Genomic DNA, 21,092 nt, shown 5'->3' with positions numbered 1-21,092 from the left:
TGTCCACCCTCCGCGGCGAGGACGTCGATCGCAGTTGAGATCACGTGGAGTGCCCCTTAGTACTTCAGCAGGCTGGCGTCGTCGACCGAGGCGGAGCGACGCGTGCGGAAGATGGTCATGATGATCGCGAGCCCGACCACGACCTCGGCGGCGGCGACGACCATGACGAAGAACGCCGCGATCTGCCCGTCGAGGTTGCCGTTGGCCTTGGCGAAGGTGATCAGCGCGAGGTTGCTGGCGTTGAGCATCAGCTCCACGCACATGAACACCACGATCGCGTTGCGGCGCGTGAGCACGCCGACCGCACCGATGGTGAACAGGATCGCGCTGAGCACGATGAAGGGGGTGACGCTCATCGGCCCGCACCCCCCGCGTCGGAGGAGTCGTCGCGCTCGGGCACGTCCTGGTCGCCGCCGCCGAGGCGCTGCACCTGGCGCGCGCTGCCCGGGGCGTTGTTGACCGACCCACGGGCGGCGAGCACCCGCGAGATCGAGGACTCGGCCACGCTGCCGTCGGGCAGCAGGGCGGGGGTGTCGACCGCGTTGTGGCGGGCGAAGACGCCCGGGGAGGGCAGCGGGCCGAGGTGCTTGCCGTGCTCGGCGTAGTCGCGCATCCGCTGGGCGGCGACCTCGGCCTGGCCCAGCTTGGGGGTGAGCCGCTCGCGGTGGGCGAGCACCATCGCACCCAGGGCAGCGGTGATCAGCAGCGCGGAGGTGACCTCGAAGGCGAAGACGTACTTGGTGAACAGCACCCGCGCGATGCCGATCACGTTGCCCTCGGCGTTGGCCTCGTCGAGACCGACGACCGTGCCGACGCTCACCTGGGCGATGCCGACCACGAGGGTGACCCCGAACAGCAGGCCGACGATGGTGGCGAGCACGCGCTGGCCACGGATCGTCTCGACCACGGAGTCCGAGGCGTCGACGCCGACGAGCATCAGCACGAACAGGAACAGCATCAAGATGGCGCCGGTGTAGACGATGATCTGGATGGCGAAGAGGAACGGCGCGTCCTGGACGGCGTACAGCACGGCGAGGCTGATCATCACGACCGCCAGCAGCAGGGCGCAGTGCACCGCCTTGCGGGCGAACAGCAGCCCGAGGGCGCACACCACCATCACCGGGGCCAGGATCCAGAAGGCGATCACGGCGTGGTTCCTCCCGGCGTCTCCTCCGGGGCGTCCTGCCGGCGCAGGGTGCCGCGGTAGTAGTCACCCTCGTCGGCGCCGAGCCGCATCGCGTGCGGCGGCTGCTCCATGCCGGGCAGCAGCGGCGCGAGCAGGTCGCTCTTCTCGTAGATGAGGTCGGCGCGGTTGTTGTCGGCCAGCTCGTACTCGTTGGTCATCGTGAGCGCGCGCGTCGGGCACGCCTCGATGCACAGCCCGCACAGGATGCAGCGCAGGTAGTTGATCTGGTAGACGCGGCCGTAGCGCTCGCCGGGCGAGAACCGGCCGGAGCCGTCCCCCGCGCCGTCGTCGTTGGACGCGCCCTCGACGTAGATCGCGTCCGCCGGGCAGGCCCAGGCGCACAGCTCGCAGCCGATGCACTTCTCCAGGCCGTCGGGCCACCGGTTGAGCTGGTGGCGCCCGTGGAAGCGGGGCGCCGTGGGCTCCTTCTGCTCGGGGTACTGCTCGGTGACCACCTTGCGGAACATGGTCCGGAAGGTGACGCCGAACCCGGCGACCGGGTCCCAGAGCTGCTCCTTGAGCGTCGCCATCAGCGCGTGCCTCCTGCGTCGGGGGTGGATGAGCCGGTGCTGCTCAGCGAGGTGGAGCCGGTGCGACCGGCGCCGGCGGTGTCCTGGCCGGGCATCGGGGGGACGGGGTAGCCGCCGGCGAAGGCGTCGAACGGCTCGTCGTCGGCCACCGGCTCGGGCTGCTGCCGCTCGGGGACGAACATCAGCACGACCACCAGCAGGGCCAGCACCGCGGCGGCGCCGATCAGCCAGCGACGGTCGAAGCCGCCCTGCAGGTCCACCACGCGGATGGCGGCGACGGCCACGATCCACACGATCGAGACCGGGATGAGGACCTTCCAGCCGAAGGCCATGAACTGGTCGTAGCGCAGCCGCGGCAGCGAGCCGCGCAGCCAGATGAACATGAAGATGAAGGCCAGGGTCTTGCCCATGAACCAGATGAAGGGCCAGTAGCCCTCGTTGGCGCCCTCCCAGACCTGCGCGATCCCGAAGGGGGCGCGCCAGCCGCCGAGGAAGAGCGTCGTGGCCAGGGCCGAGACGGTGGCCATGTTGATGTACTCGGCGAGGAAGAACAGCGCGAACTTCAGCGAGCTGTACTCGGTGTGGAAGCCACCGACCAGCTCACCCTCGGCCTCGGGGAGGTCGAACGGCGCGCGGTTGGTCTCCCCCACCATCGCGATCACGTAGATCACGAACGAGGGGATGAGCGTGAAGACGAACCACACGTCGCTCTGCGCGGCCACGATCTGCGAGGTCGACATCGAGCCGGCGTGCAGGAAGACCGCGACGAGGGCCAGGCCCATCGCGACCTCGTAGGAGATCATCTGGGCGCTCGAGCGCAGCCCGCCCAGCAGGGAGTACGTCGACCCGCTGGACCAGCCGCCGAGCACGATGCCGTAGATGCCGATCGAGGCGATCGCCATCACGAAGATGACCGCGACCGGCATGTCGGTGAGCTGCAGCGGGGTGGTGATGTCGGTGAAGGGGACCTCGACCTCGGGCCCGAACGGGATCACCGCGAAGGTCACGAAGGCCGGGATCACCGCGATCACCGGCGCGATCACGAAGACCAGCTTGTCGGCCGCCTTCGGGATGATGTCCTCCTTCAGCGCCAGCTTCACGCCGTCGGCGAGGCTCTGCAGCAGCCCGAAGGGACCGTGGCGGTTGGGGCCGATGCGGTGCTGCATCCGCGCGACGACCCGGCGCTCCCACCAGATGTTGAACAGCGTGAGCAGCACGAGGACCACGAAGATCAGCACGGCCTTGAGCAGCACCAGCCAGATCGGGTCCTTGCCGAACGCCTCGAGCCCGGCGTCCGCGAGCGGGACGGGGAGCCCGATCGGGAGCACGGCGGGGAGGATGGAGCTCACTGGTCGCCTCCGGTGGTGGTGAGGGAGCTCGAGCCCGTCGAGGCTCCCACGGTCAGCGAGACCGGGCTGCCCGCCGGGCCGACCAGGTGGCGCACTGACAGGCCGGGTGCGCTGGCGGGGGCCCAGACGGTGCCCTCGGCGAGGTCGGAGACGGCGATCGGCAGCTCGACCGAGCCCAGCGGGCCGGTGAGGGTGACCCGTTCGCCGGCCCGGGCCCCGAGCGCCTCGAGCGTCGCCGCTCCGACGAGCACCACGGGCTTGCGGGCGGTGGCCCGCATCGGCTCGTCGCCGTCCTGGAGCCGGCCGTCGTCGAGCTGCTGCTTCCAGGAGGCCAGCACGAGCGAGCCGTCGAAGTCGGCCGGGGCGGACACCGCGGCGGCGGCGTCGTGCTCCGGCGCGGCCACGGACGTGGCGCGCTCGCCGTCCCACGGGCCGATCTGGCCCATCTCGTCCCAGGCCTGCTCGGGGGTGCGCAGGCCGAGCGGGGTGCCGAGCTCCTCGGCGATCCCGGCCAGCACCCGCACGTCGGGCAGCGAGGAGGGGTTGTGCATCACCTTGCCGAAGTGGCGCAGGCGTCCCTCCCAGTTGACGAAGGTGCCGGCCTTGTCGGTCGGCGGGGCGACGGGCAGCACCACGTCGGCGAGGCGGGTCACGTCGGACTCGCGGACCTCGAGCGAGACCACGAAGGAGGCACGCTCGATGGCGGCCCGGGCCAGCGCCGGATCGGGGAGGTCGGCGGGGTCCACGCCCCCCACGACCAGGCCGCCGAGCTCGCCGGCCGCGGCGGCAGCGACGATCGCGTCGGTGTCGCGTCCGGGGGTCTCGGGCAGGCTCTCGACGCCCCAGGCCGCAGCCAGGTCGACCCGGGCCGCGGCGTCGGCCACGGGGCGGCCGCCGGGCAGCAGGGTCGGGAGCGCGCCGACCTCGAGCGCCCCGCGGTCACCGGCCCGGCGCGGCACCCAGGCCAGCCGGGCGCCGGTGGTGCGGGCGAGGGCCGAGACCGCCGCCAGCGCGCCGGGGACGGCGGCGAGCCGCTCCCCGACCAGCACCACGGAGCCGGCGTCGACGGGGACCTCGGGGCTGTGGGCCAGCCCCTCGAGGACCCGCACCTCGTCGCCGGGACGGGTCGGGACCAGGGTGCCGGCCAGCTTGTGCAGGCCACGCGAGGTGAAGGGCGCGATCGACCACACCTTGGCGCCGGCCGCACCGCGCACGGCCTTGCGCAGCCGCAGGAAGACCGTGCCGGCCTCGTCCTCGGGCTCGAAGCCGACCAGCAGCACCGAGCGGGCGGCCTCGAGGTCGGCGTAGGTCACCGCGCCCGACCCGGGACCGGACAGGACGACGTGGGCGGCCAGGAACTCCGCCTCCTCGGCCGACTGGGCACGGGCCCGGAAGTCCACGTCGTTGGTGCCGAGCGCGACGCGGGCGAACTTGGCGTAGGCGTAGGCGTCCTCGGCCGTGAGCCGGCCGCCGGTCAGCACACCGACCCCGCCGGCCTCGCGGGCGGCGTCGAGGCCGCGCGCGGCCACGGCGAACGCCTCGGGCCAGCTCGCGGCGCGCAGCTCACCGGTCTCGGTGTCGCGGACCTGGGGGTGGCGCAGCCGGTCGTCCTGGCGGGCCCAGGTGAATCCGAAGCGGTCCTTGTCGGTGATCCACTCCTCGTTGACCTGCGGGTCGTCGCCGGCCAGGCGGCGCATCACCTTGCCGCGACGGTGGTCGACGCGGATCGCGGAGCCGCAGGCGTCGTGCTCGGCCACCGACGGGGTCGAGACCAGGTCGAAGGGCCGCGAGCGGAAGCGGTACGCCGAGGACGTCAGCGCGCCGACCGGGCAGATCTGGATCGTGTTGCCGGAGAAGTAGCTCTCGAAGGGCTCCTTCTCGTAGATGCCGACCTGCTGCAGCGCCCCGCGCTCGACCAGCGCGATGAACGGGTCACCGGCGATCTGCTCGGAGAAGCGGGTGCAGCGGGCGCACAGCACGCAGCGCTCACGGTCGAGCAGCACCTGCGCGGAGATGTTGATCGGCTTGGGGTAGAGCCGCTTCTCGGCGGTGAAGCGGGTCTCGCCGCGACCGTTGCTCATCGCCTGGTTCTGCAGCGGGCACTCGCCGCCCTTGTCGCAGACCGGGCAGTCGAGGGGGTGGTTGATCAGCAGCAGCTCCATCACGCCCTGCTGCGCCTTGTCGGCGACGGGCGAGGTGGCCTGGGTGTTGACGACCATGCCGTCGGCGACCGTCAGCGTGCAGGAGGCCTGCGGCTTGGGGATGGCCCGGCCGTTGCCGCCGTCGGGCACGTCGACCAGGCACTGCCGGCAGGCGCCGACCGGCGCGAGCAGCGGGTGGTCGCAGAAGCGCGGGATCTGGACGCCGATCTGCTCGGCCGCCCGGATCACCAGCGTGTTCTTGGGGACCGAGACCTCGACGCCGTCGATGGTCACGGTGACCTCGTCGGAACGCTGCGGGGCGGTCTCCTTCGACCTCTCCGGGGTGGTCGTCATGCGCTTGCTCCCTCGCGGGCGAAGACGGTGGAGGCCTCGCGGTCGAACGGGCACCCGCCGTGGGACAGGTGCGCGAGGTACTCGTCGCGGAAGTGCTGGACCGAGGACGTGATCGGGCTGGTGGCGCCGTCACCGAGCGCGCAGAAGGAGCGGCCCAGGATGTTGTCGCAGACGTCGTCGAGCAGGTCGAGGTCGGACTCCGAGCCCTTGCCCTGCTCGAGGTTGGCCAGCGTCTGCACCAGCCACCAGGTGCCCTCGCGGCACGGCGTGCACTTGCCGCACGACTCGTGCTTGTAGAACTCCGTCCACCGCAGCACCGCGCGGACCACGCAGGTGGTCTCGTCGAAGAGCTGCAGCGCGCGGGTGCCGAGCATCGAGCCGACGCCGGCGACGCCCTCGAAGTCCAGGGGGACGTCGAGGTGCTCGGCCGTCAGCAGCGGGGTCGAGGACCCACCGGGGGTCCAGAACTTCAGCTCGTGGCCCTGCCGCATCCCGCCCGCGAGCTCGATCAGCTCGCGCAGCGTGATGCCGAGCGGCGCCTCGAACTGGCCGGGGTTGGTGACGTGGCCGGAGAGGGAGAAGATGCCGTAGCCCTTGGACTTCTCGGTGCCCATCGAGGCGAACCACTCCGCGCCCCGGTCGATGATGCTGGGCACCGAGGCGATCGACTCGACGTTGTTGATGACGGTCGGGCTGGCGTACAGGCCCGCCACCGCCGGGAACGGCGGGCGCAGCCGCGGTTGCCCGCGACGACCCTCGAGGGAGTCGAGCAGCGCCGTCTCCTCGCCGCAGATGTAGGCGCCGGCGCCGGCGTGGACGACCAGCTCGAGGCTGTAGCCCGAGCCGTGGATGTCGGCGCCGAGGTGGCCCGCGAGGTAGGCCTCCTGCACGGCCCGCTGCAGCCGGCGGATGACGTGGAGGATCTCGCCGCGGACGTAGATGAAGGCGTGGCTGGCCCGGATCGCGTAGGCGCTGATGATGACGCCCTCGACCAGGGTGTGGGGGGTGGCCATCATGAGCGGGGTGTCCTTGCAGGTGCCCGGCTCGGACTCGTCGGCGTTGACGACGAGGTAGGTGGGGTTGGGGTTGTCCTGCGGGATGAAGCCCCACTTCATGCCGGTCGGGAAGCCCGCCCCGCCCCGGCCGCGCAGGTTGGAGGCCTTCACGGTCTCCACGACCGCGGCCGGCTCCATGGCCAGGGCCTTGTGGAGCGCGCGGTAGCCGCCCTGGGCCTCGTAGGCCGCGAGGGTCCAGGAGCGCTCGGTGCCCCAGTTGTCGGTCAGGACGGGGGTCAGGGTGTCGATGGGAGTGCTCACGCGTCGCCCTCTCCGGTGTTGCGCGGGTTGTCCTCGTGCTTGGCGTCCGCACCCGACTCGGCGACGGCCGCCTGCGACTCCGTCTCGGCCGACTCGGGAGCCCCGCCGGCCTTGTCGGCCGTGGTCTCTCCCTCGGCCGCGTCGGCGCCCTGGTCCTTCTCGTCGGCGGCCTGCGCCGCCTCCTCCACGCTGGGGGCGGTCCAGCCGCGCTCCCGGGCGATCTCGCGCCCGAGCAGCGACGCGGGCCCCGCGGAGGGGCCCTCGTCGGCCAGGTCGTCGGGGAACCCGGCGAGCACGCGCTCGGCCTCGCGCCAGGTCACCAGCCGCGGCCCGCGCGTCGAGGTGACCTCGGCGCCGGAGCGCAGGTCGTCGACCAGGCTGGTGGCCGACTCGGGCGTCATGTTGTCCATGAACTCCCAGTTGACCGTCATCACCGGCGCGTAGTCGCACGCGGCGTTGCACTCGATGTGCTCGAGCGTGATCGAGCGGCGACCGTCCTCGGCCGGGGTGGTCTCGTCGTTGCCGAGGTCGAGGTGGTCCTTGAGGCGGTCGAAGATCAGGTCGCCGCCCATGATCGCGCACAGCGTGTTGGTGCAGACCCCGACGTGGTAGTCGCCGACGGGGCGGCGCTTGTACATCGTGTAGAAGGTCGCCACGCCGCTGACCTCGGCCGCGCTGATGCCGAGGATCTCCGCGCACGCCTCGATGCCGCGCGAGGTGACCTGCCCCTCGGCGCTCTGCACGAGGTGCAGCATCGGGAGCAGGCCCGACCGCGCCTGCGGGTAGCGCGCCGCGATCTGCTCGAGCTCGGCGTAGGTCGCCGCGGGCAGCCGGTCGGCGGTCACCTGCGTGGTCGAGACCGCACCGGCAGTGGTGTCGTCGTCCATGCCGGGGATGCGGCCGGCCTCCTCCGAGGGGCTCATCGGTCCACTCCTCCCATGACGGGGTCGATCGAGGCGATCGCGACGATGACGTCGGCCACCTGGCCGCCCTCGCTCATCACCGAGGTCGCCTGCAGGTTGACGAAGGACGGGTCGCGGAAGTGCGCCCGGAAGGGGCGGGTGCCGCCGTCGGAGACGACGTGGGCGCCCAGCTCGCCGCGCGGCGACTCGACCGGCACGTAGGCCTGCCCGGCCGGCACCCGGAAGCCCTCGGTCACCAGCTTGAAGTGGTGGATCAGCGCCTCCATGGACTCGCCCATGATGTGCTTGATGTGGTCCAGGCTGTTGCCCATGCCGTCGCTGCCGATGGCCAGCTGGCTGGGCCAGGCGATCTTCTTGTCGCCGACCATGACCGGCGCGCCCTCGAGGTCGGCCAGCCGGTTGGTGGCCTGCTCGACGATCTTCAGCGACTCCCACATCTCGTCGACGCGGATCCGGAAGCGGCCGTAGGCGTCCATCGAGTCGCGGGTCGGGACGTCGAACTCGTAGTCCTCGTAGCCGGAGTAGGGCTGGGTCTTGCGCAGGTCCCAGGGGTAGCCGGTCGAGCGCAGCACCGGACCGGTGATGCCCAGCGCCAGGCAGCCGGCCAGGTCGAGGTGGCCGACGCCCTGCAGGCGGGCCTTGAAGATCGGGTTGGCGTTGCACAGCGCGGCGTACTCGGGCAGGCGCTTCTTCATCAGCGTCACGAAGTCGCGGATGGCGTCGATGCCGCCGGCCGGCATGTCCTGGGCGACACCGCCGGGACGGATGAACGCGTGGTTCATCCGCAGCCCGGTGATCAGCTCGAACAGGTCGAGGACCAGCTCGCGCTCGCGGAACCCGATCGTCATCACGGTCAGCGCGCCGATCTCCATGCCGCCGGTGGCGATGGCCACCAGGTGGGAGGAGATGCGGTTGAGCTCCATCAGGAGCACCCGCATGACCTGGGCCTTCTCGGGGATGTCGGCCTCGATGTCGAGCAGCCGCTCGACGCCCATGCAGTAGGTCATCTCGTTGTAGAACGGCGAGAGGTAGTCCATCCGGGTGCAGAAGGTGACGCCCTGCACCCAGGAGCGGTACTCCATGTTCTTCTCGATGCCGGTGTGGAGGTAGCCGATGCCGCAGCGGGCCTCGGTGACCGTCTCGCCCTCGAGCTCGAGGATCAGGCGGAGCACCCCGTGCGTCGAGGGGTGCTGCGGACCCATGTTGACCACGACCTTGTTGTCGTGCTCGTCGTCGATGCCCTGGGTGATCGAGTCCCAGTCCTGGCCGGTGACGGTGAAGACGCGGCCCTGGCTGGTCTCGGCCTCGGTGGCGGCGTACGGGTCCGGTGCTTCGGTGGTCGAGCTCATCAGTTGTAGCTCCTCCGCTGGTCGGGCGGGGGGACCGTCCCGCCCTTGTACTCGACCGGGATGCCGCCCAGGGGGTAGTCCTTGCGCTGGGGGTGGCCCGGCCAGTCGTCCGGCATCTGGATGCGCGTCAGCGCCGGGTGGCCGTCGAAGACCACGCCGAAGAAGTCGAAGACCTCGCGCTCGTGCCAGTCAGCCGTCGGGTACGTCGCCACCACGCTCGGCACGTGGGGATCGGCGTCCGGTGCCGTGACCTCGATCCGCACGCGGCGGTTGTGGGTCATCGACAGCAGGTGGTAGACGACGTGCAGCTCGCGGCCGCGGTCGTCGGGGTAGTGCACGCCGCTGACGCCCGAGCACAGCTCGAAGCGCAGGGCGTCGTCGTCACGGAGCCGGGCGGCCAGGGCACGCAGGTGCTCGCGCCGCACGAAGAAGGTGATCTCGCCGCGGTGGACCACGACGCGCTCGACCGCCGACTCGACGCCGGCGGAGCGGGCGGCCTCGGCCAGCGCGGCCGCGACGTCGTCCATCCAGCCGCCGTAGGGGGGCGGGGTGCTGCCCGGCATCTGCACCGGGCGGTCGAGGCCGCCGTAGCCGGAGGTGTCGCCGGTGCCGCGGACGCCGAACATGCCCTGGCGGCGGCCGATCTGCTCGCCCTCGTGGTCGGGGACGTTCTCGGGCATCCGGTCGGTGCTGTCGACCTCGGTCCCGGGCTCGGCGCGGGTCTCGGGGTTGGTGCCGGTCGTGTCGTCGCTCACCTCATCAGGCCCTTCAGCTGCCCGGTCGGCAGCGCGTTGAGCCCGGCGGTCTCCTGCTCCTCGATCTCGGCCAGGCGGTTCGGGCCGAGCTTGGTGGCCTGGACCTGGTCGTGCAGCTTGAGGATCGCGTCGATGAGCATCTCGGGCCGCGGCGGGCAGCCGGGGAGGTACATGTCGACGGGGACGACGTGGTCCACGCCCTGCACGATCGAGTAGTTGTTGAACATGCCGCCGGAGCTGGCGCACACACCCATGGCCAGCACCCACTTGGGCTCGGCCATCTGGTCGTAGATCTGGCGCAGCACCGGGGCCATCTTCTGGCTGACCCGACCGGCGACGATCATCAGGTCGGCCTGGCGCGGGCTGGCCCGGAAGACCTCCATGCCGAAGCGCGCGAGGTCGTACTTCGGACCGCCGCTGGTCATCATCTCGATGGCGCAGCAGGCCAGTCCGAACGTGGCCGGCCAGAACGACGCCTTGCGCATGTAGCCCGCGACGCCCTCGACGGTGGTCAGCAGCACCCCGCTGGGGAGCTTCTCCTCAAGTCCCATGACTCACAACCAAACCGGTCCGGTGAGGACCACTAGTCCCACTCCAGCCCGCCGCGCTTCCACACGTAGGTGTAGGCGACGAAGACCGGGATGATGAACAGCACCATCTCGATCAGGCCGAACAACGCCATCTGGTCGAAGGCCACGGCGATGGGGTAGAGAAAGACGATCTCGATGTCGAAGATGATGAACATCATCGCGGTGATGTAGTACCGCACCGGGAAACGACCCCCGCCGACGGGCTGGGGCGTGGGCTCGATGCCGCACTCGTAGGAGTCCAGCTTGGCGCGGTTGGCGCGCGCCGGACCCGTGAGCGAGCTGACGACGACGGAGAAGACTGCGAAGCCGGCGGCCAGGGCCGCCAGTGCCAGCACGGGCGTGTAGAGCTCCATGATCCCCCTCGGACCAGCTCGATCATCAGCGTTGGTGCAGTTGTGAAGTTCTTCACGAACTCCGACGACGGCCCAGCATAGAGGCCCACGTCACAGTTGGCGAACCTGCCCCGCCACCCTGACAGACGGGTCCGACAGCCCCCTGACCAGCGGATTTAACGCACGGCGGGCTTGCCTAATTACGAGGCGCTAGGCCGTGGCGCGGTGCAGCGCCACGATGCCGCCGGAGAGGTTGCGCCACTGCGGCGCCCGCCAGCCGGCGGTCTCCAGACGGGCCGCCAGGGCCGGCTGGTCGGGCCACTCGCGGATCGACTCGGCGAGGTAGACGTAGGCGTCGGGGCTCGACGAGACCCCCCGGGCGATCGGCGGCAGCGCTCGCATCAGGTAGTTGAGGTAGACGGTGCGGAAGGCCGCGTTGGTGGGGCTGGAGAACTCGCAGACCACCAGCCGGCCGCCGGGCCGGGTGACGCGCAGCATCTCGCGCAGGCCGGCGTCCGGGTCGACGACGTTGCGCAGGCCGAAGGAGATGGTCACCGCGTCGAAGCTGTCGTCGGCGAAGGGCAGCCGGGTGGCGTCGCCGGCCGTGAAGGGCAGCGCCGGGCGGGCCTGCTTGCCGACCCGGAGCATCCCGACCGAGAAGTCGCAGGGGACCACCTCGGCGCCGAGGTCTCGGAACGGCTGCGAGGACGTGCCCGTCCCGGCCGCGAGGTCGAGCACCCGCTCCCCCGGCCGCGGGTCGACGGCGCGCACCACGGCGTGCCGCCAGCGGCGGTCCTGGCCCAGCGAGAGCACGTCGTTGGTGAGGTCGTAGCGCTTGGCCACGTCGTCGAACATCGCCTGCACCTCGGCAGGTCGCTTGGCCAGGCTCGCGCGGGTCACCCCCGAACCCTAGGCCCCAGGACCCCGGGCCTTCCCGGTGCGTCCTCCACCGTCCGGGCCCTCCGCGGGTGAGGATGGGGCGCATGTCGGGTGGGTCGGGTGGGTCGGGTGGGTCTCGTGGACGCAGGGGTCGGGCGCGCGCCGGGGTCGCGGGCCTCGCGATGCTGCTGGCCGTGGTGGGGGTGACCTCGGCCGCGGGCTGGGCCGTCACCCGGGGCGGGCTGCTCGACGGGCCGGGCGCGGACCTCGCCTCCCCCGCCGCGGCCGAGCCCACGACCTCACCGTCGGTCGGCGTCGCGCCGTCCGCCTCCCCGTCCGCGTCCGTCTCCGCTTCCCCTTCTGCGTCCCCCGCCGGGTCGGTGAGCGGTCGCGGCACCGTCGCGGCGCGCGCGCCGCTGCCCGCCGAGCGGCCCCGGCAGGTGCCCCGGCCCGGTCCCCGGCTGCTGGGTCCCGGCGACGCGGGCGCCGCGGTCCGCGAGCTGCAGTCGCGACTGCGCCAGGTGGCGTGGTTCGTCGGCGACGTCACCGACGACTACGGCACGGCGACCGAGACGGCCGTGCGCGGGTTCCAGGCCAGGCGCGGCATCGCCGTCACGGGGTACGTCGACCAGCGCACCCGCGACCGGCTGGCGGCCATGACCCGCGAGCCCACCCGCGACGAGCTCGCCAACCGGTTCCCCGGCGACGGCGACACGTCCGCGGCGCTGGACCCGCGCTGCCGGACCGGTCGGGCCCTGTGCATCGACAAGACGAGCCGCACGCTGCGGTGGGTCGTCGACGGGAAGGTGCTGCGGTCGGTCTCGGTGCGCTTCGGCTCCTCCTACACCCCGACCCGCGAAGGCCTGTTCTCCGTCGAGAGCAAGTCGCGCGACCACGTCTCGTCGCTCTACGACTCCCCGATGCCGTTCGCGATGTTCTTCTCCGGCGGCCAGGCGGTCCACTACTCCGCCGACTTCGCCGCCCGTGGCTACGCCGGCGCCTCCCACGGCTGCGTCAACGTCCGCGACCTCCCCGGCATCACCTGGCTCTACGACCAGGTCTCGGTCGGCGACAAGGTCGTCGTCCACTGGTCCTGAGGGGCCACGGGCGCGGGGTCTGCGCGAGGACGGATGCACCGCTCCCGTAGATTCGAGGGGTGAGCAGCCCGTCGCCGTCGCCGAGCGCGACCGGCCGACCACTGGTGACGAGGACCGTCGAGCTGCCCCCCAGCGCGCTGCCGACCGACCTGCTCGACCTGCTCCCCGCGGGCGCCGAGCCGATGGCGTGGCTGCGCCGCGGCGACGGCCTGGTGGCCTGGGGCGTGGCCGCCCGGTGCCGTACGTCGGGCCACGACCGGTTCGCCGACGCCTCCGACTGGTGGCGCGAGGTCGCGGGCGCCGCCGCGGTCACCGACGAGGTCGAGGTGCCCGGCACCGGCCTGGTCGCCCTGGGCAGCTTCGGCTTCGCCGACGAGCCCGGCGACAGCCTGCTGGTCGTGCCCGAGGTCCTGGTGGGTCGTCGCGAGGGCCGCGCCTGGGTGACCGTCACCGGCTCGGGCGGGACACCCGCGCTGCCCGACCTCGCCGCCCTGGCGCGTCGCGAGCGGCCCGCCCCGCCGCGCGAGGTCACCTTCGCCGACGGCGCGATGAGCGGTGCCGCCTGGGAGTCGGTGGTCGCCGACGCCGTCGGGCGCATCGGCGAGGGCGACCTGGAGAAGGTCGTGCTGGCCCGCGACCTGCTGGCCACGGCCGCCGCACCCGTCGACGTCCGCTGGCCGCTGCACCGCCTGGCCGGCGACTACGCCATGTGCTGGACCTTCCACGTCGAGGGGATGTTCGGCGCGACCCCCGAGATGCTCGTACGACGCGAGCGCGGGCTGGTCACCTCCCGCGTGCTCGCCGGCACCATCCGCCGCACCGGCGACGACGCCCGCGACGCCGGGCTCGCCGGCCAGCTGGCCCGCTCCTCCAAGGACCTCGAGGAGCACGAGTACGCCGTCCGCTCGGTCGCCGAGTCGCTGTCGCCGTACTGCTCCTCGACCAACGTCCCGGAGGTGCCGTTCGTGCTGCACCTGCCCAACGTGATGCACCTGGCGACCGACGTGACCGGCGTGGTCCACGACCACCACGAGTCGGCCGGCGCCGCCGGGGCCAGCGTGCTCGACCTCGCCGCGGCGCTGCACCCCTCGGCCGCCGTGGGCGGGACGCCCACCAAGGTCGCGGTCGAGCTGATCGAGGAGATCGAGGGCATGGACCGGGGCCGCTACGCGGCGCCGGTCGGGTGGATGGACGCCCACGGCGACGGCGAGTTCGGCATCGCGCTGCGCTCGGCCGAGGTCGACCCGGCCGACCCGGCGACGGTCCGGCTGTTCGCGGGCTGCGGCGTGGTCGCGGGCTCCGACCCGGCGGCCGAGCTCGCCGAGGCGCAGGCGAAGTTCCTGCCGGTGCGCGACGCGCTCGGCCCCGGTCCCGCCTGAGCCTGAGGGTCGGCTACCGCCCCGTCGCGTCGTACGCCGAGCCGGGACCGCCACCGGGGACCGGCCCCGTCATCGGCGAGATGTGGCGCAGGTGCGGCGGCACGGGGTCGGGCGGGGTGTGCGCCGGCACCGCCTCGTTCTGCCGCTCGCGCACGGCGAGCTTGATCTGCTGCAGGTTGTTGCGCAGCAGGTCGGAGACGAGCTCGTCCATGCGCGGGTCGCCGAGCATCTCGATGAGCACCCGCAGCGTGGTCTCGCTGACCTGGCCGACGATCGCGTCGTAGCCCGGCAGCCGGCTGACGACGCGCGACGAGGGGTCGTTGCGGACCTTCTCCGAGACCAGGGCGATCAGGGCGTCGTGGTTCTCCACCAGGGCGGCGGAGATGTTGCGGGTGTAGTGGCCGGTCTGGATGACGTCGGCGACCTCGTCGAGCACCGCGATGGTGATCGGGCGCTTGACGACGTCCACGACGCGCTCCTGGATCCGGTTGAAGAACCGGATCACGAACGGCGCCCGCATGCCGCGGCGCACCAGCGCGCGGGTCGCGAACGCCGAGAGGACCGTCAGGACGACGAGCAGGAGCAGCGTGAGCCAGACCAGCTCCCAGACCGAGCGGTCGCGCAGCCAGTCGATCACGCGTCGGTGCCCGGCTCGAGGCGGGTGTAGGTCTGGTCGCGGGCGCCGAGGAACCGGTCGAGCATGCCGCCCGCGACCTGGTGGCCGACCTCGCTGTAGATCGCGTCGTGGATCGCGACGTTGCGCGGCGCCCCCACCTCGCGGGCGTAGTCGATGCACTCGGAGAGCTTCAGCCACGGGGCGCTGACCGGGAGCAGCAGCACGTCGGGGCGTACGCCGGGCACGGTCAGCGCGTCGCCGGGGTGGAACACCGTCGTGCCGTCGAGGTCGAGCAGGTAGCCGCTGTTGTCGAAGTGGGGCAGCTCGGGGTGGATCACCGCGTGCTTCTCGCCGACGACGGTGACGGGGACCCCGACGTCGAGCTTCTCGCCGGGCTCGACGACCCGCAGCCGCTCGGCGAGGTCGGGGGCGGCGGCGACCACGGCGTCGGCGACCGCCCGGATGGTGTGGACCGGCGCGTCGGTGCGGCGCAGGTGGTCCACCGACCAGTGGTCGGGGTGCTCGTGGGTCAGCAGCACCGCCGTGGCGCCGTCGGTGGCGTCGGCCTCGGGGGTGAACGCCCCCGGGTCGACCACGACGACGGCACCGTCGACCTCGAGGCGGACGCAGGCGTGGCCGAGCTTGGTGATCCTCATGGGAGCAAACCTAGGTGGCGGCGGGTCAGCCGGTCACCTGGTCGACGAAGCACCAGCGCCAGTCCTCGCCGGGCTCGGCCGAGCGCATCACCTCGTGGCCGGTCTGCTCGTGGTGCACGCTGGCGTGCCGCTGCGGCGAGGAGTCGCAGCAGGCGATGTGGCCGCACACCACGCACATCCGCAGGTGCACCCAGGTGGTGCCCTCGCGCAGGCAGTCGGTGCACTCCCCCGCGCTGTCGGGCTCGACCGGCGGCCGCACCTTCCGCAGGTGCTCGCAGTCGCCCTCGAAGGCGGCCGCGTCGGCCCCGCGGACGCGCTCGCGCTCGGCGCTGCTGTGGTCGAGCATCGACTCCTCCACGTCGAGCATGGCCAGCACCTCGTCGATCACCTCGTGCGGCACCGTCCCGGTGCTGCGGATCTCCAGCACGCGGCCGCGCTCGACGTCGATCATCTCGCGGCGCCACCGGTTGTAGGTCTCGCTGGGGTTCTCGGCCCCCTGCGGGCCGACACGCTCCCAGGCGGCGAAGTCGCGGCGCTGCACCCGGTCGCGGATGGTGGTCGCGACGTCGTGGGGGTCCTCGGCGGCCAGCTCGTCGAGGCGGCCGAGACCGGCCTGCGAGGCCTGGTGCAGGACGTTGGCCCGCAGCAGCGCGTCGGCGGCCGGGTCGGGCGAGGGCACCCGCAGCCGCCTCGCCACCCACGGCAGCGACGCGCCCTGGAGCAGCAGGGTGCCGGCGGTGACGAAGAAGGCGATGAGCAGCAGCACGTCGCGGTAGGGGAACTCGGTCGGGATGATGAACGCCGCCGCGAGGGTGACCACGCCGCGCATGCCGGCCCAGCCGAGCAGGAAGGTGTAGGTCCACGGCGGCACCTTGCCGCTGCCGTCGGGCCCGGGCCGCACCAGCGCGTAGCGGGAGAAGAACACCCACGCCATCCGGATGGCCACGACCGTGACCAGCGTCGCGACGCACAGCGCGAGCACCCGGGTCGTGCTGGCCTCGGCGCCGAAGGCGTTGCTGATGATGTCGCGGGCCTGCAGGCCGATCAGCAGGAACACCGCGCTCTCGAGCAGGAACTGGATGCTGCGCCAGTTGAGCCGCTCGGCGATCCGCGACTGGGCGTTCTGCAGCATCGCCGACCGGTGCCCGAGCAGCAGCCCGGCGACCACGACCGCCACCACGCCCGAGGGGTGGGCGACGTGGTCCGTGGAGGTGGGTACGGCGATCTCCTCGGCCGCCACGAAGGCCGCGAACGGCGTCAGCAGCCCCAGCGCGGTGTCCAGCGTGGTCTGCGTGACGTGCTTGCGGGCGAAGCCGATCACGACGTAGAAGGCCAGCCCGACGGCCACGCCACCGAAGGCCGCGATCGCGAAGTCGGCACCCACGACCCGCCAGGACACGATCGCCGCGATGGCGGTGTTCAGCGCGACCAGGGCGGTGGCGTCGTTGAGCAGCGACTCGCCCTCCAGGATCGTCACCACCCGCCGCGGCAGCCCGATCCGGCGGCCGATCGAGGTCGCCGCCACGGCGTCGGGCGGCGCCACGACCGCCCCGATGGCCAGCGCACCGGCCCAGCCGACGCCCGGCAGCAGCGCGTGCACGACCACGCCCACCCCGAACGTGGTGAGGATGACCAGCCCCACCGACAGCAGCAGGATCGGCCGTCGGTTGGCGTTGAAGTCGACCAGGCTCGTCTGCAGCGCCGCGGCGTACAGCAGGGGTGGGAGCAGGCCGAAGAGGACCACCTCGGGCTCGAGGGTCACGTCGGGCACGAAGGGCAGGTAGGAGCCCACGACACCGACCAGGATCAGCACCAGCGGCGAGGGCAGGTCGAGCTTGGCGCAGACGGCGGCCACCGCGACCACGACGGCCACGATGCCCACGAGCAGGACGACGGTGTGCACCTGGACAGACTCCTCTACGGTTCGGGTCCCCAACCACCGTCGGGGTCGAGAACATTCCGCCGGGTCAGGCCAGGGCCCGGATCGCCTCGTCCGTGCGGCGGCGGTCGCGCCGGTCGACGCGGGCCTCCACCACCTCGATGCCGCCAGCCGGGCTGGCCAGCGCGTGCTCGAGCTCGGCACGGCTCTCCACGCGCCAGTGCGGGGTGCGGGTCGCCGCGCACAGCGCCGCGAGGTCGACGCCGTGGGGGGTGGCGAAGAGCCGCTCGAAGCGGTCGGCGTAGGCCGGTCCGCCCTGCTCCAGCGTGGCGAAGATGGAGCCGCCGTCGTCGTTGGGCACCACGATCGTCAGGTCGGGCCGCGGCTCGTCGGGGCCGAGCACGAGGCCGGTGAGGTCGTGGAGGAACGTCACGTCCCCGACGTACGCCGTGGCGCGGGTGCTGCGCGACCGGGCGAGGGCGGCGCCGATCGCGGTCGAGAGGGTGCCGTCGATGCCGGCGAGGCCGCGGTTGGCCAGCACCATCCGGCGCTCCCCGACCGGGTGGGCGCCCGCCATCAGGTCGAGGTCGCGGATGGGGTTGCTGGCGCCGACGACGAGCAGGCCCCCGGGCGGGTTGGTGGCGTCGACGACCGCCGCGACGTCGTACGCCGTGAGGCCGGGCTGCGCGGCCACGAGCTCGTCGACGCGCCGCGACAGCTGGCGGTCGGCCGCGCGCCACTCCTCCAGCCAGGCCGGGTCGTCGGCGTCGGCCCGCACCGCGGCGTGCTCGGCGGCGACCGGGAACGGCCGCGCCGCCCAGCGACCGACGGCGGGCACCGAGACCACCTCGACCCCCGCGCGGCCGAGCAGCCGGGCGACCGGCCGCGACAGCGTCGGGTGGCCGTGGACCACGACGCGCTCCACGCGCTCGCCCAGCGCGGTGCCGAGCAGCAGCCGGTAGGTGCGGATCGGGTGGGTGCCGGTGCGCGAGCCGCTGCTGGGCTCGGCGAGCAGCGGCCACCCCGCCTGCTCGGCGAGCTTGCGCGCGGGCGGGCCCGCGTCGTCGCCGGCGACCACGACGGTCCGGGGCCCGAGGGGCAGCGTCACCGCCTCGACGTCGCGCCACCACGGGTGCGGCCGGGGCGCCTCGACGACCGGCGCGGGCGTCCGGTCGGACAGCACCGCCGGCACCAGCGGGTCGTCGAGCTGCACGTTGAGGTGGGCCGGTCCCCCGCGCCCGGGCGGCTCGGGGGAGACCACGTCGCTCAGCACCGCCGTGAGCGCGACGTCGTCGGGGGCGACGAGGTCGAGGAACGCCGCGGCGTCGCCGTAGAGCCGCACCTGGTCGGTGGTCTGGTTGGCACCGGTGCCGCGCAGCCGGGCGGGTCGGTCGGCGGTGACCGCGACGAGCGGCACGCCGGCGTGGGCGGCCTCGAGCACCGCGGGGTGCAGGTTGGCCGCGGCGGTGCCCGAGGTGGTGACCACCGGCACCGGTCGCCGCGACCCCTTGGCCAGCCCCAGCGCGAGGAACCCGGCGGTCCGCTCGTCGACGCGGGTGTGCAGCCGCAGCCGCGGGTCGGCGGCCAGGGCGAAGGCCAGCGGTGCGTTGCGCGAGCCGGGGCAGAGCACCGCCTCGACGGCGCCGCGGGCCACGAGCGCGTCGACCAGCCAGGTGGCCAGCTCCTCGGCGGGGCTCACGACGTCGTCCCGTCGAGCAGCGACCCGACCCGGGCGAGCCGGTCCTGCCAGTGGCGCGCCCGGTCGGGCGGCGCGGCGAGCGCGGCCAGCCGGGCGGGGTCGACCTCGACCGGCCCGACCGGCAGCGCGCCGTCGACGGGCAGCAGCGGCGCGGCGGTGACGTCACCGGTCAGCAGCTGCACCGTCGCCAGCCCGCAGGCGTGGTGCAGCTCGGGCAGGGCGGCGGCCAGGGCCACGCCCGCGGCGATGCCGACGCTGGACTCCACCGCGCTGGAGACCACGACCGGCATCCCGATGTCCTCGGCGATCCGCAGGCACGCACGCACGCCGCCCAACGGCTGCACCTTGAGCACCGCGACGTCCGCCGCCTCGAGGTCGCGCACCCGGTAGGGGTCCTCGGCACGGCGGATCGACTCGTCGGCCGCGACCGGCACGTCGACGCGGCGGCGGCACGCGGCGAGGTCCTCGACGGAGGCGACCGGCTGCTCGGCGTACTCCAGGCCGCCGGCGGCGCGGGCCAGCACCGGGATCCGGCGGACCGCCTCCTCGAGGTCCCAGCCGCCGTTGGCGTCGATGCGCACCAGCCCGCCGGGGCCGCCGGCGTCGAGGGCGTCGCGGACCGCCTCCAGGCGTGCCTCGTCCTCGCCGGGGTCCTGGCCGCGCTCGGCCACCTTGACCTTGGCGGTGCGGCAGCCGCCGGCCAGCACGATCGCGTGCGCCTCCTCGGGGCCGCAGGCGGGCACGGTCACGTTGACCGCCACGTGGCTGCGCACCGGCGCCGGCCAGCCGAGGTCGGCGGCCTCGCGGGCGCAGGCCAGCCAGGGCGCGGCGGTCGGGTCGTCGTACTCCAGGAAGGGGCTGAACTCCCCCCACCCCGCGTGGCCGCGCAGCAGCACGCCCTCGCGGACGGTGATGCCGCGGAAGCGGGTGGTGAGCGGGATCGAGAACACCTCAGCCACGGGCCACCTCCCGGGCCGCCAGCGCGCGGATCGCGAGCCGGTCGGGCTTGCCGTTGGCCAGCCGCGGCAGCTGCTCCAGCACGACCAGGCGGCGCGGGGCCCAGGCGCGGGGCTCGACCAGGTCACGTACGCCGGCCAGCGTGACCGGCTCGCGGGCCTCGACGACGGCCGTCACCAGCTCGCCCCACTCCTCGTCGGGCACGCCGACCACCTCGGCCTCGACCACGGCGGCGTCGGCGGTCACGGCGGTGGCCACGGCGCGGGCGGGCACATTGACGCCGCCGCTGATGATGACGTCGTCGGCGCGACCGAGCACCCGGAGCCGGCCGTCGGCGTCGAGCTCGCCCAGGTCGTCGGTGCGCAGCCAGCCGTCGTCCAGCGCGGCCGCCGAGCGCTCGGGCTCGTCCTCGTAGCCGTCGAAGAGCACCGGCCCGCGCAGCTGCACCTCGCCGTCGCGGACGCGCACCTCCACGCCGTCGAGCGGCTCGCCGTCGTAGACGCAGCCGCCGCAGGTCTCGCTCATGCCGTAGGTCTGCACCACGCGTACGCCGCGCCGCTCGGCCTCCGCGCGCACCCGGGCGTCCAGCGGACCGCCGCCCACGAGCACGGCGTCCACCTGCGCCAGCGCCTCGACGGCCGACCGGGTGCCGGCTCCGCGCAGCAGCCGCACCAGCTGGGTCGGCACCAGCGAGACGTAGCCGCGACCCCGGAGCCGCGCGACGGTCTCCACCCAGTCGCCGTCGTGGCGCACCGGGTCGGTGCCGGCCACCACGCTGCGGAAGAGCACCTGCACGCCCGCGACGTAGGTCGGCGGCAGTCCGAGCACCCACTGGCCGGGGCCGCCGAGCCGCTCGTGCGTGGCCCGCGCCGAGGCCCGCAGCGCGTCGCGGGAGAGCACCACCCGCTTGGGACGGCCCGTCGAGCCGCTGGTCGCCACGACGAGCGGCTCGGGGTCGGCGGCGGCGTCCCACTCCCGCAGCAGCGCCAGGACCCCGTCGGCGTCACCGGCGACGGGGCGCAGGCTGCTCGTCGGCGTCGGCGTGGGCGTCGGGCTGGGCACCGGCCCACGCTAGCCCGGCGGCGGCCGGCCGCGAGCGGCGTAC

At 73.3% G+C, this 21,092-nt stretch carries 20 protein-coding genes; 2 read left to right on the top strand and 18 right to left on the bottom strand.

The window, feature by feature from the left end; genetic code table 11:
- Positions 1-56: 56 nt before the first annotated feature.
- The 12 genes from nuoK to EDD33_RS01685 form a co-directional block, all read right to left on the bottom strand.
- A complete protein-coding gene (gene nuoK, locus EDD33_RS01740; protein WP_056536057.1) occupies positions 57-356 on the bottom strand; it encodes an NADH-quinone oxidoreductase subunit NuoK in 300 nt (99 codons plus the stop codon).
- Positions 353-1,147, bottom strand: coding sequence for an NADH-quinone oxidoreductase subunit J (locus tag EDD33_RS01735; protein WP_123388860.1), 795 nt, complete (start codon positions 1,145-1,147; stop codon positions 353-355). Before EDD33_RS01735 ends, nuoK begins: the two co-directional genes overlap by 4 nt.
- Positions 1,144-1,716: an NADH-quinone oxidoreductase subunit NuoI gene (gene nuoI, locus EDD33_RS01730; protein ID WP_056536054.1), complete on the bottom strand. Its 573-nt coding sequence runs from the start codon at positions 1,714-1,716 to the stop codon at positions 1,144-1,146. Before nuoI ends, EDD33_RS01735 begins: the two co-directional genes overlap by 4 nt.
- On the bottom strand, positions 1,716-3,056 hold the full coding sequence (gene nuoH / locus EDD33_RS01725; protein WP_123392886.1) for an NADH-quinone oxidoreductase subunit NuoH: 1,341 nt from the start codon (positions 3,054-3,056) through the stop codon (positions 1,716-1,718). The genes nuoI and nuoH overlap by 1 nt, the downstream gene beginning before the upstream one ends.
- Before the next feature lie 5 nt (positions 3,057-3,061).
- Positions 3,062-5,560 (bottom strand): NADH-quinone oxidoreductase subunit G, encoded by a 2,499-nt coding sequence (locus EDD33_RS01720; RefSeq protein ID WP_123388859.1) that lies wholly within the window; start codon positions 5,558-5,560, stop codon positions 3,062-3,064.
- Positions 5,557-6,876, bottom strand: a complete 1,320-nt coding sequence (gene nuoF / locus EDD33_RS01715) for an NADH-quinone oxidoreductase subunit NuoF (protein ID WP_211332376.1) — start codon at positions 6,874-6,876, stop codon at positions 5,557-5,559. Before nuoF ends, EDD33_RS01720 begins: the two co-directional genes overlap by 4 nt.
- Entirely contained in the window at positions 6,873-7,799 is a 927-nt protein-coding gene (nuoE, locus tag EDD33_RS01710; protein WP_123388858.1) for an NADH-quinone oxidoreductase subunit NuoE, read from the bottom strand. Before nuoE ends, nuoF begins: the two co-directional genes overlap by 4 nt.
- Positions 7,796-9,148 carry an NADH-quinone oxidoreductase subunit D gene (locus EDD33_RS01705; RefSeq protein ID WP_123388857.1) on the bottom strand — a complete coding sequence of 451 codons (1,353 nt, stop codon included), beginning with the start codon at positions 9,146-9,148 and terminating at the stop codon, positions 7,796-7,798. Before EDD33_RS01705 ends, nuoE begins: the two co-directional genes overlap by 4 nt.
- Positions 9,148-9,903, bottom strand: coding sequence for an NADH-quinone oxidoreductase subunit C (locus EDD33_RS01700; protein WP_123388856.1), 756 nt, complete (start codon positions 9,901-9,903; stop codon positions 9,148-9,150). The genes EDD33_RS01705 and EDD33_RS01700 overlap by 1 nt, the downstream gene beginning before the upstream one ends.
- Positions 9,900-10,454, bottom strand: a complete 555-nt coding sequence (locus tag EDD33_RS01695; RefSeq protein WP_056536045.1) for a NuoB/complex I 20 kDa subunit family protein — start codon at positions 10,452-10,454, stop codon at positions 9,900-9,902. The genes EDD33_RS01700 and EDD33_RS01695 overlap by 4 nt, the downstream gene beginning before the upstream one ends.
- A gap of 32 nt (positions 10,455-10,486) precedes the next feature.
- Positions 10,487-10,846, bottom strand: a complete 360-nt coding sequence (locus tag EDD33_RS01690) for an NADH-quinone oxidoreductase subunit A (RefSeq protein ID WP_056536042.1) — start codon at positions 10,844-10,846, stop codon at positions 10,487-10,489.
- A 189-nt stretch (positions 10,847-11,035) separates the two neighbouring features.
- The gene (locus tag EDD33_RS01685) at positions 11,036-11,725 is read right to left on the bottom strand and encodes a demethylmenaquinone methyltransferase (RefSeq protein ID WP_123388855.1); all 690 of its coding nucleotides are present in this window, start codon (positions 11,723-11,725) and stop codon (positions 11,036-11,038) included.
- Positions 11,726-11,886: 161 nt separating this feature from the next.
- On the opposite strand from EDD33_RS01685, the gene EDD33_RS01680 reads away from it, so the two are divergent.
- Positions 11,887-12,801, top strand: a complete 915-nt coding sequence (locus EDD33_RS01680) for a L,D-transpeptidase family protein (protein ID WP_123388854.1) — start codon at positions 11,887-11,889, stop codon at positions 12,799-12,801.
- Between the two features lie 59 nt (positions 12,802-12,860).
- On the top strand, positions 12,861-14,180 hold the full coding sequence (locus EDD33_RS01675) for an isochorismate synthase (RefSeq protein ID WP_342773580.1): 1,320 nt from the start codon (positions 12,861-12,863) through the stop codon (positions 14,178-14,180).
- A gap of 13 nt (positions 14,181-14,193) precedes the next feature.
- Here the strand turns inward: EDD33_RS01675 and EDD33_RS01670 are convergent, their stop codons facing one another.
- The 6 genes from EDD33_RS01670 to EDD33_RS01645 form a co-directional block, all read right to left on the bottom strand.
- The gene (locus EDD33_RS01670) at positions 14,194-14,817 is read right to left on the bottom strand and encodes a hypothetical protein (protein WP_123388853.1); all 624 of its coding nucleotides are present in this window, start codon (positions 14,815-14,817) and stop codon (positions 14,194-14,196) included.
- Positions 14,814-15,452, bottom strand: a complete 639-nt coding sequence (locus EDD33_RS01665; RefSeq protein ID WP_123388852.1) for an MBL fold metallo-hydrolase — start codon at positions 15,450-15,452, stop codon at positions 14,814-14,816. Before EDD33_RS01665 ends, EDD33_RS01670 begins: the two co-directional genes overlap by 4 nt.
- A 25-nt stretch (positions 15,453-15,477) precedes the next feature.
- Positions 15,478-17,355, bottom strand: a complete 1,878-nt coding sequence (locus tag EDD33_RS01660) for a cation:proton antiporter domain-containing protein (protein ID WP_123388851.1) — start codon at positions 17,353-17,355, stop codon at positions 15,478-15,480.
- A gap of 64 nt (positions 17,356-17,419) precedes the next feature.
- Positions 17,420-19,030 (bottom strand): 2-succinyl-5-enolpyruvyl-6-hydroxy-3-cyclohexene-1-carboxylic-acid synthase, encoded by a 1,611-nt coding sequence (gene menD, locus EDD33_RS01655; RefSeq protein WP_123388850.1) that lies wholly within the window; start codon positions 19,028-19,030, stop codon positions 17,420-17,422.
- On the bottom strand, positions 19,027-19,989 hold the full coding sequence (locus EDD33_RS01650) for an o-succinylbenzoate synthase (protein ID WP_123388849.1): 963 nt from the start codon (positions 19,987-19,989) through the stop codon (positions 19,027-19,029). Before EDD33_RS01650 ends, menD begins: the two co-directional genes overlap by 4 nt.
- On the bottom strand, positions 19,982-21,049 hold the full coding sequence (locus EDD33_RS01645; RefSeq protein ID WP_246003310.1) for an AMP-binding protein: 1,068 nt from the start codon (positions 21,047-21,049) through the stop codon (positions 19,982-19,984). Before EDD33_RS01645 ends, EDD33_RS01650 begins: the two co-directional genes overlap by 8 nt.
- Between the last annotated feature and the right edge of the window lie 43 nt (positions 21,050-21,092).

Source organism: Nocardioides aurantiacus (assembly GCF_003752505.1).
Taxonomy (GTDB): domain Bacteria; phylum Actinomycetota; class Actinomycetes; order Propionibacteriales; family Nocardioidaceae; genus Marmoricola; species Marmoricola aurantiacus.
This window is presented reverse-complemented; position numbering and strand designations above follow the sequence as displayed.

Coding starts and splice junctions, on each gene's coding strand:
- EDD33_RS01705 (WP_123388857.1), bottom strand. CDS start 9,148: ATGAGCTCGACCACCGAAGCACCGGACCCGTACGCCGCCACCGAGGCC.
- nuoE (WP_123388858.1), bottom strand. CDS start 7,799: ATGAGCCCCTCGGAGGAGGCCGGCCGCATCCCCGGCATGGACGACGAC.
- EDD33_RS01695 (WP_056536045.1), bottom strand. CDS start 10,454: ATGGGACTTGAGGAGAAGCTCCCCAGCGGGGTGCTGCTGACCACCGTC.
- EDD33_RS01665 (WP_123388852.1), bottom strand. CDS start 15,452: ATGAGGATCACCAAGCTCGGCCACGCCTGCGTCCGCCTCGAGGTCGAC.
- nuoI (WP_056536054.1), bottom strand. CDS start 1,716: ATGGCGACGCTCAAGGAGCAGCTCTGGGACCCGGTCGCCGGGTTCGGC.
- EDD33_RS01720 (WP_123388859.1), bottom strand. CDS start 5,560: ATGACGACCACCCCGGAGAGGTCGAAGGAGACCGCCCCGCAGCGTTCC.
- nuoK (WP_056536057.1), bottom strand. CDS start 356: ATGAGCGTCACCCCCTTCATCGTGCTCAGCGCGATCCTGTTCACCATC.
- EDD33_RS01680 (WP_123388854.1), top strand. CDS start 11,887: ATGCTGCTGGCCGTGGTGGGGGTGACCTCGGCCGCGGGCTGGGCCGTC.
- EDD33_RS01690 (WP_056536042.1), bottom strand. CDS start 10,846: ATGGAGCTCTACACGCCCGTGCTGGCACTGGCGGCCCTGGCCGCCGGC.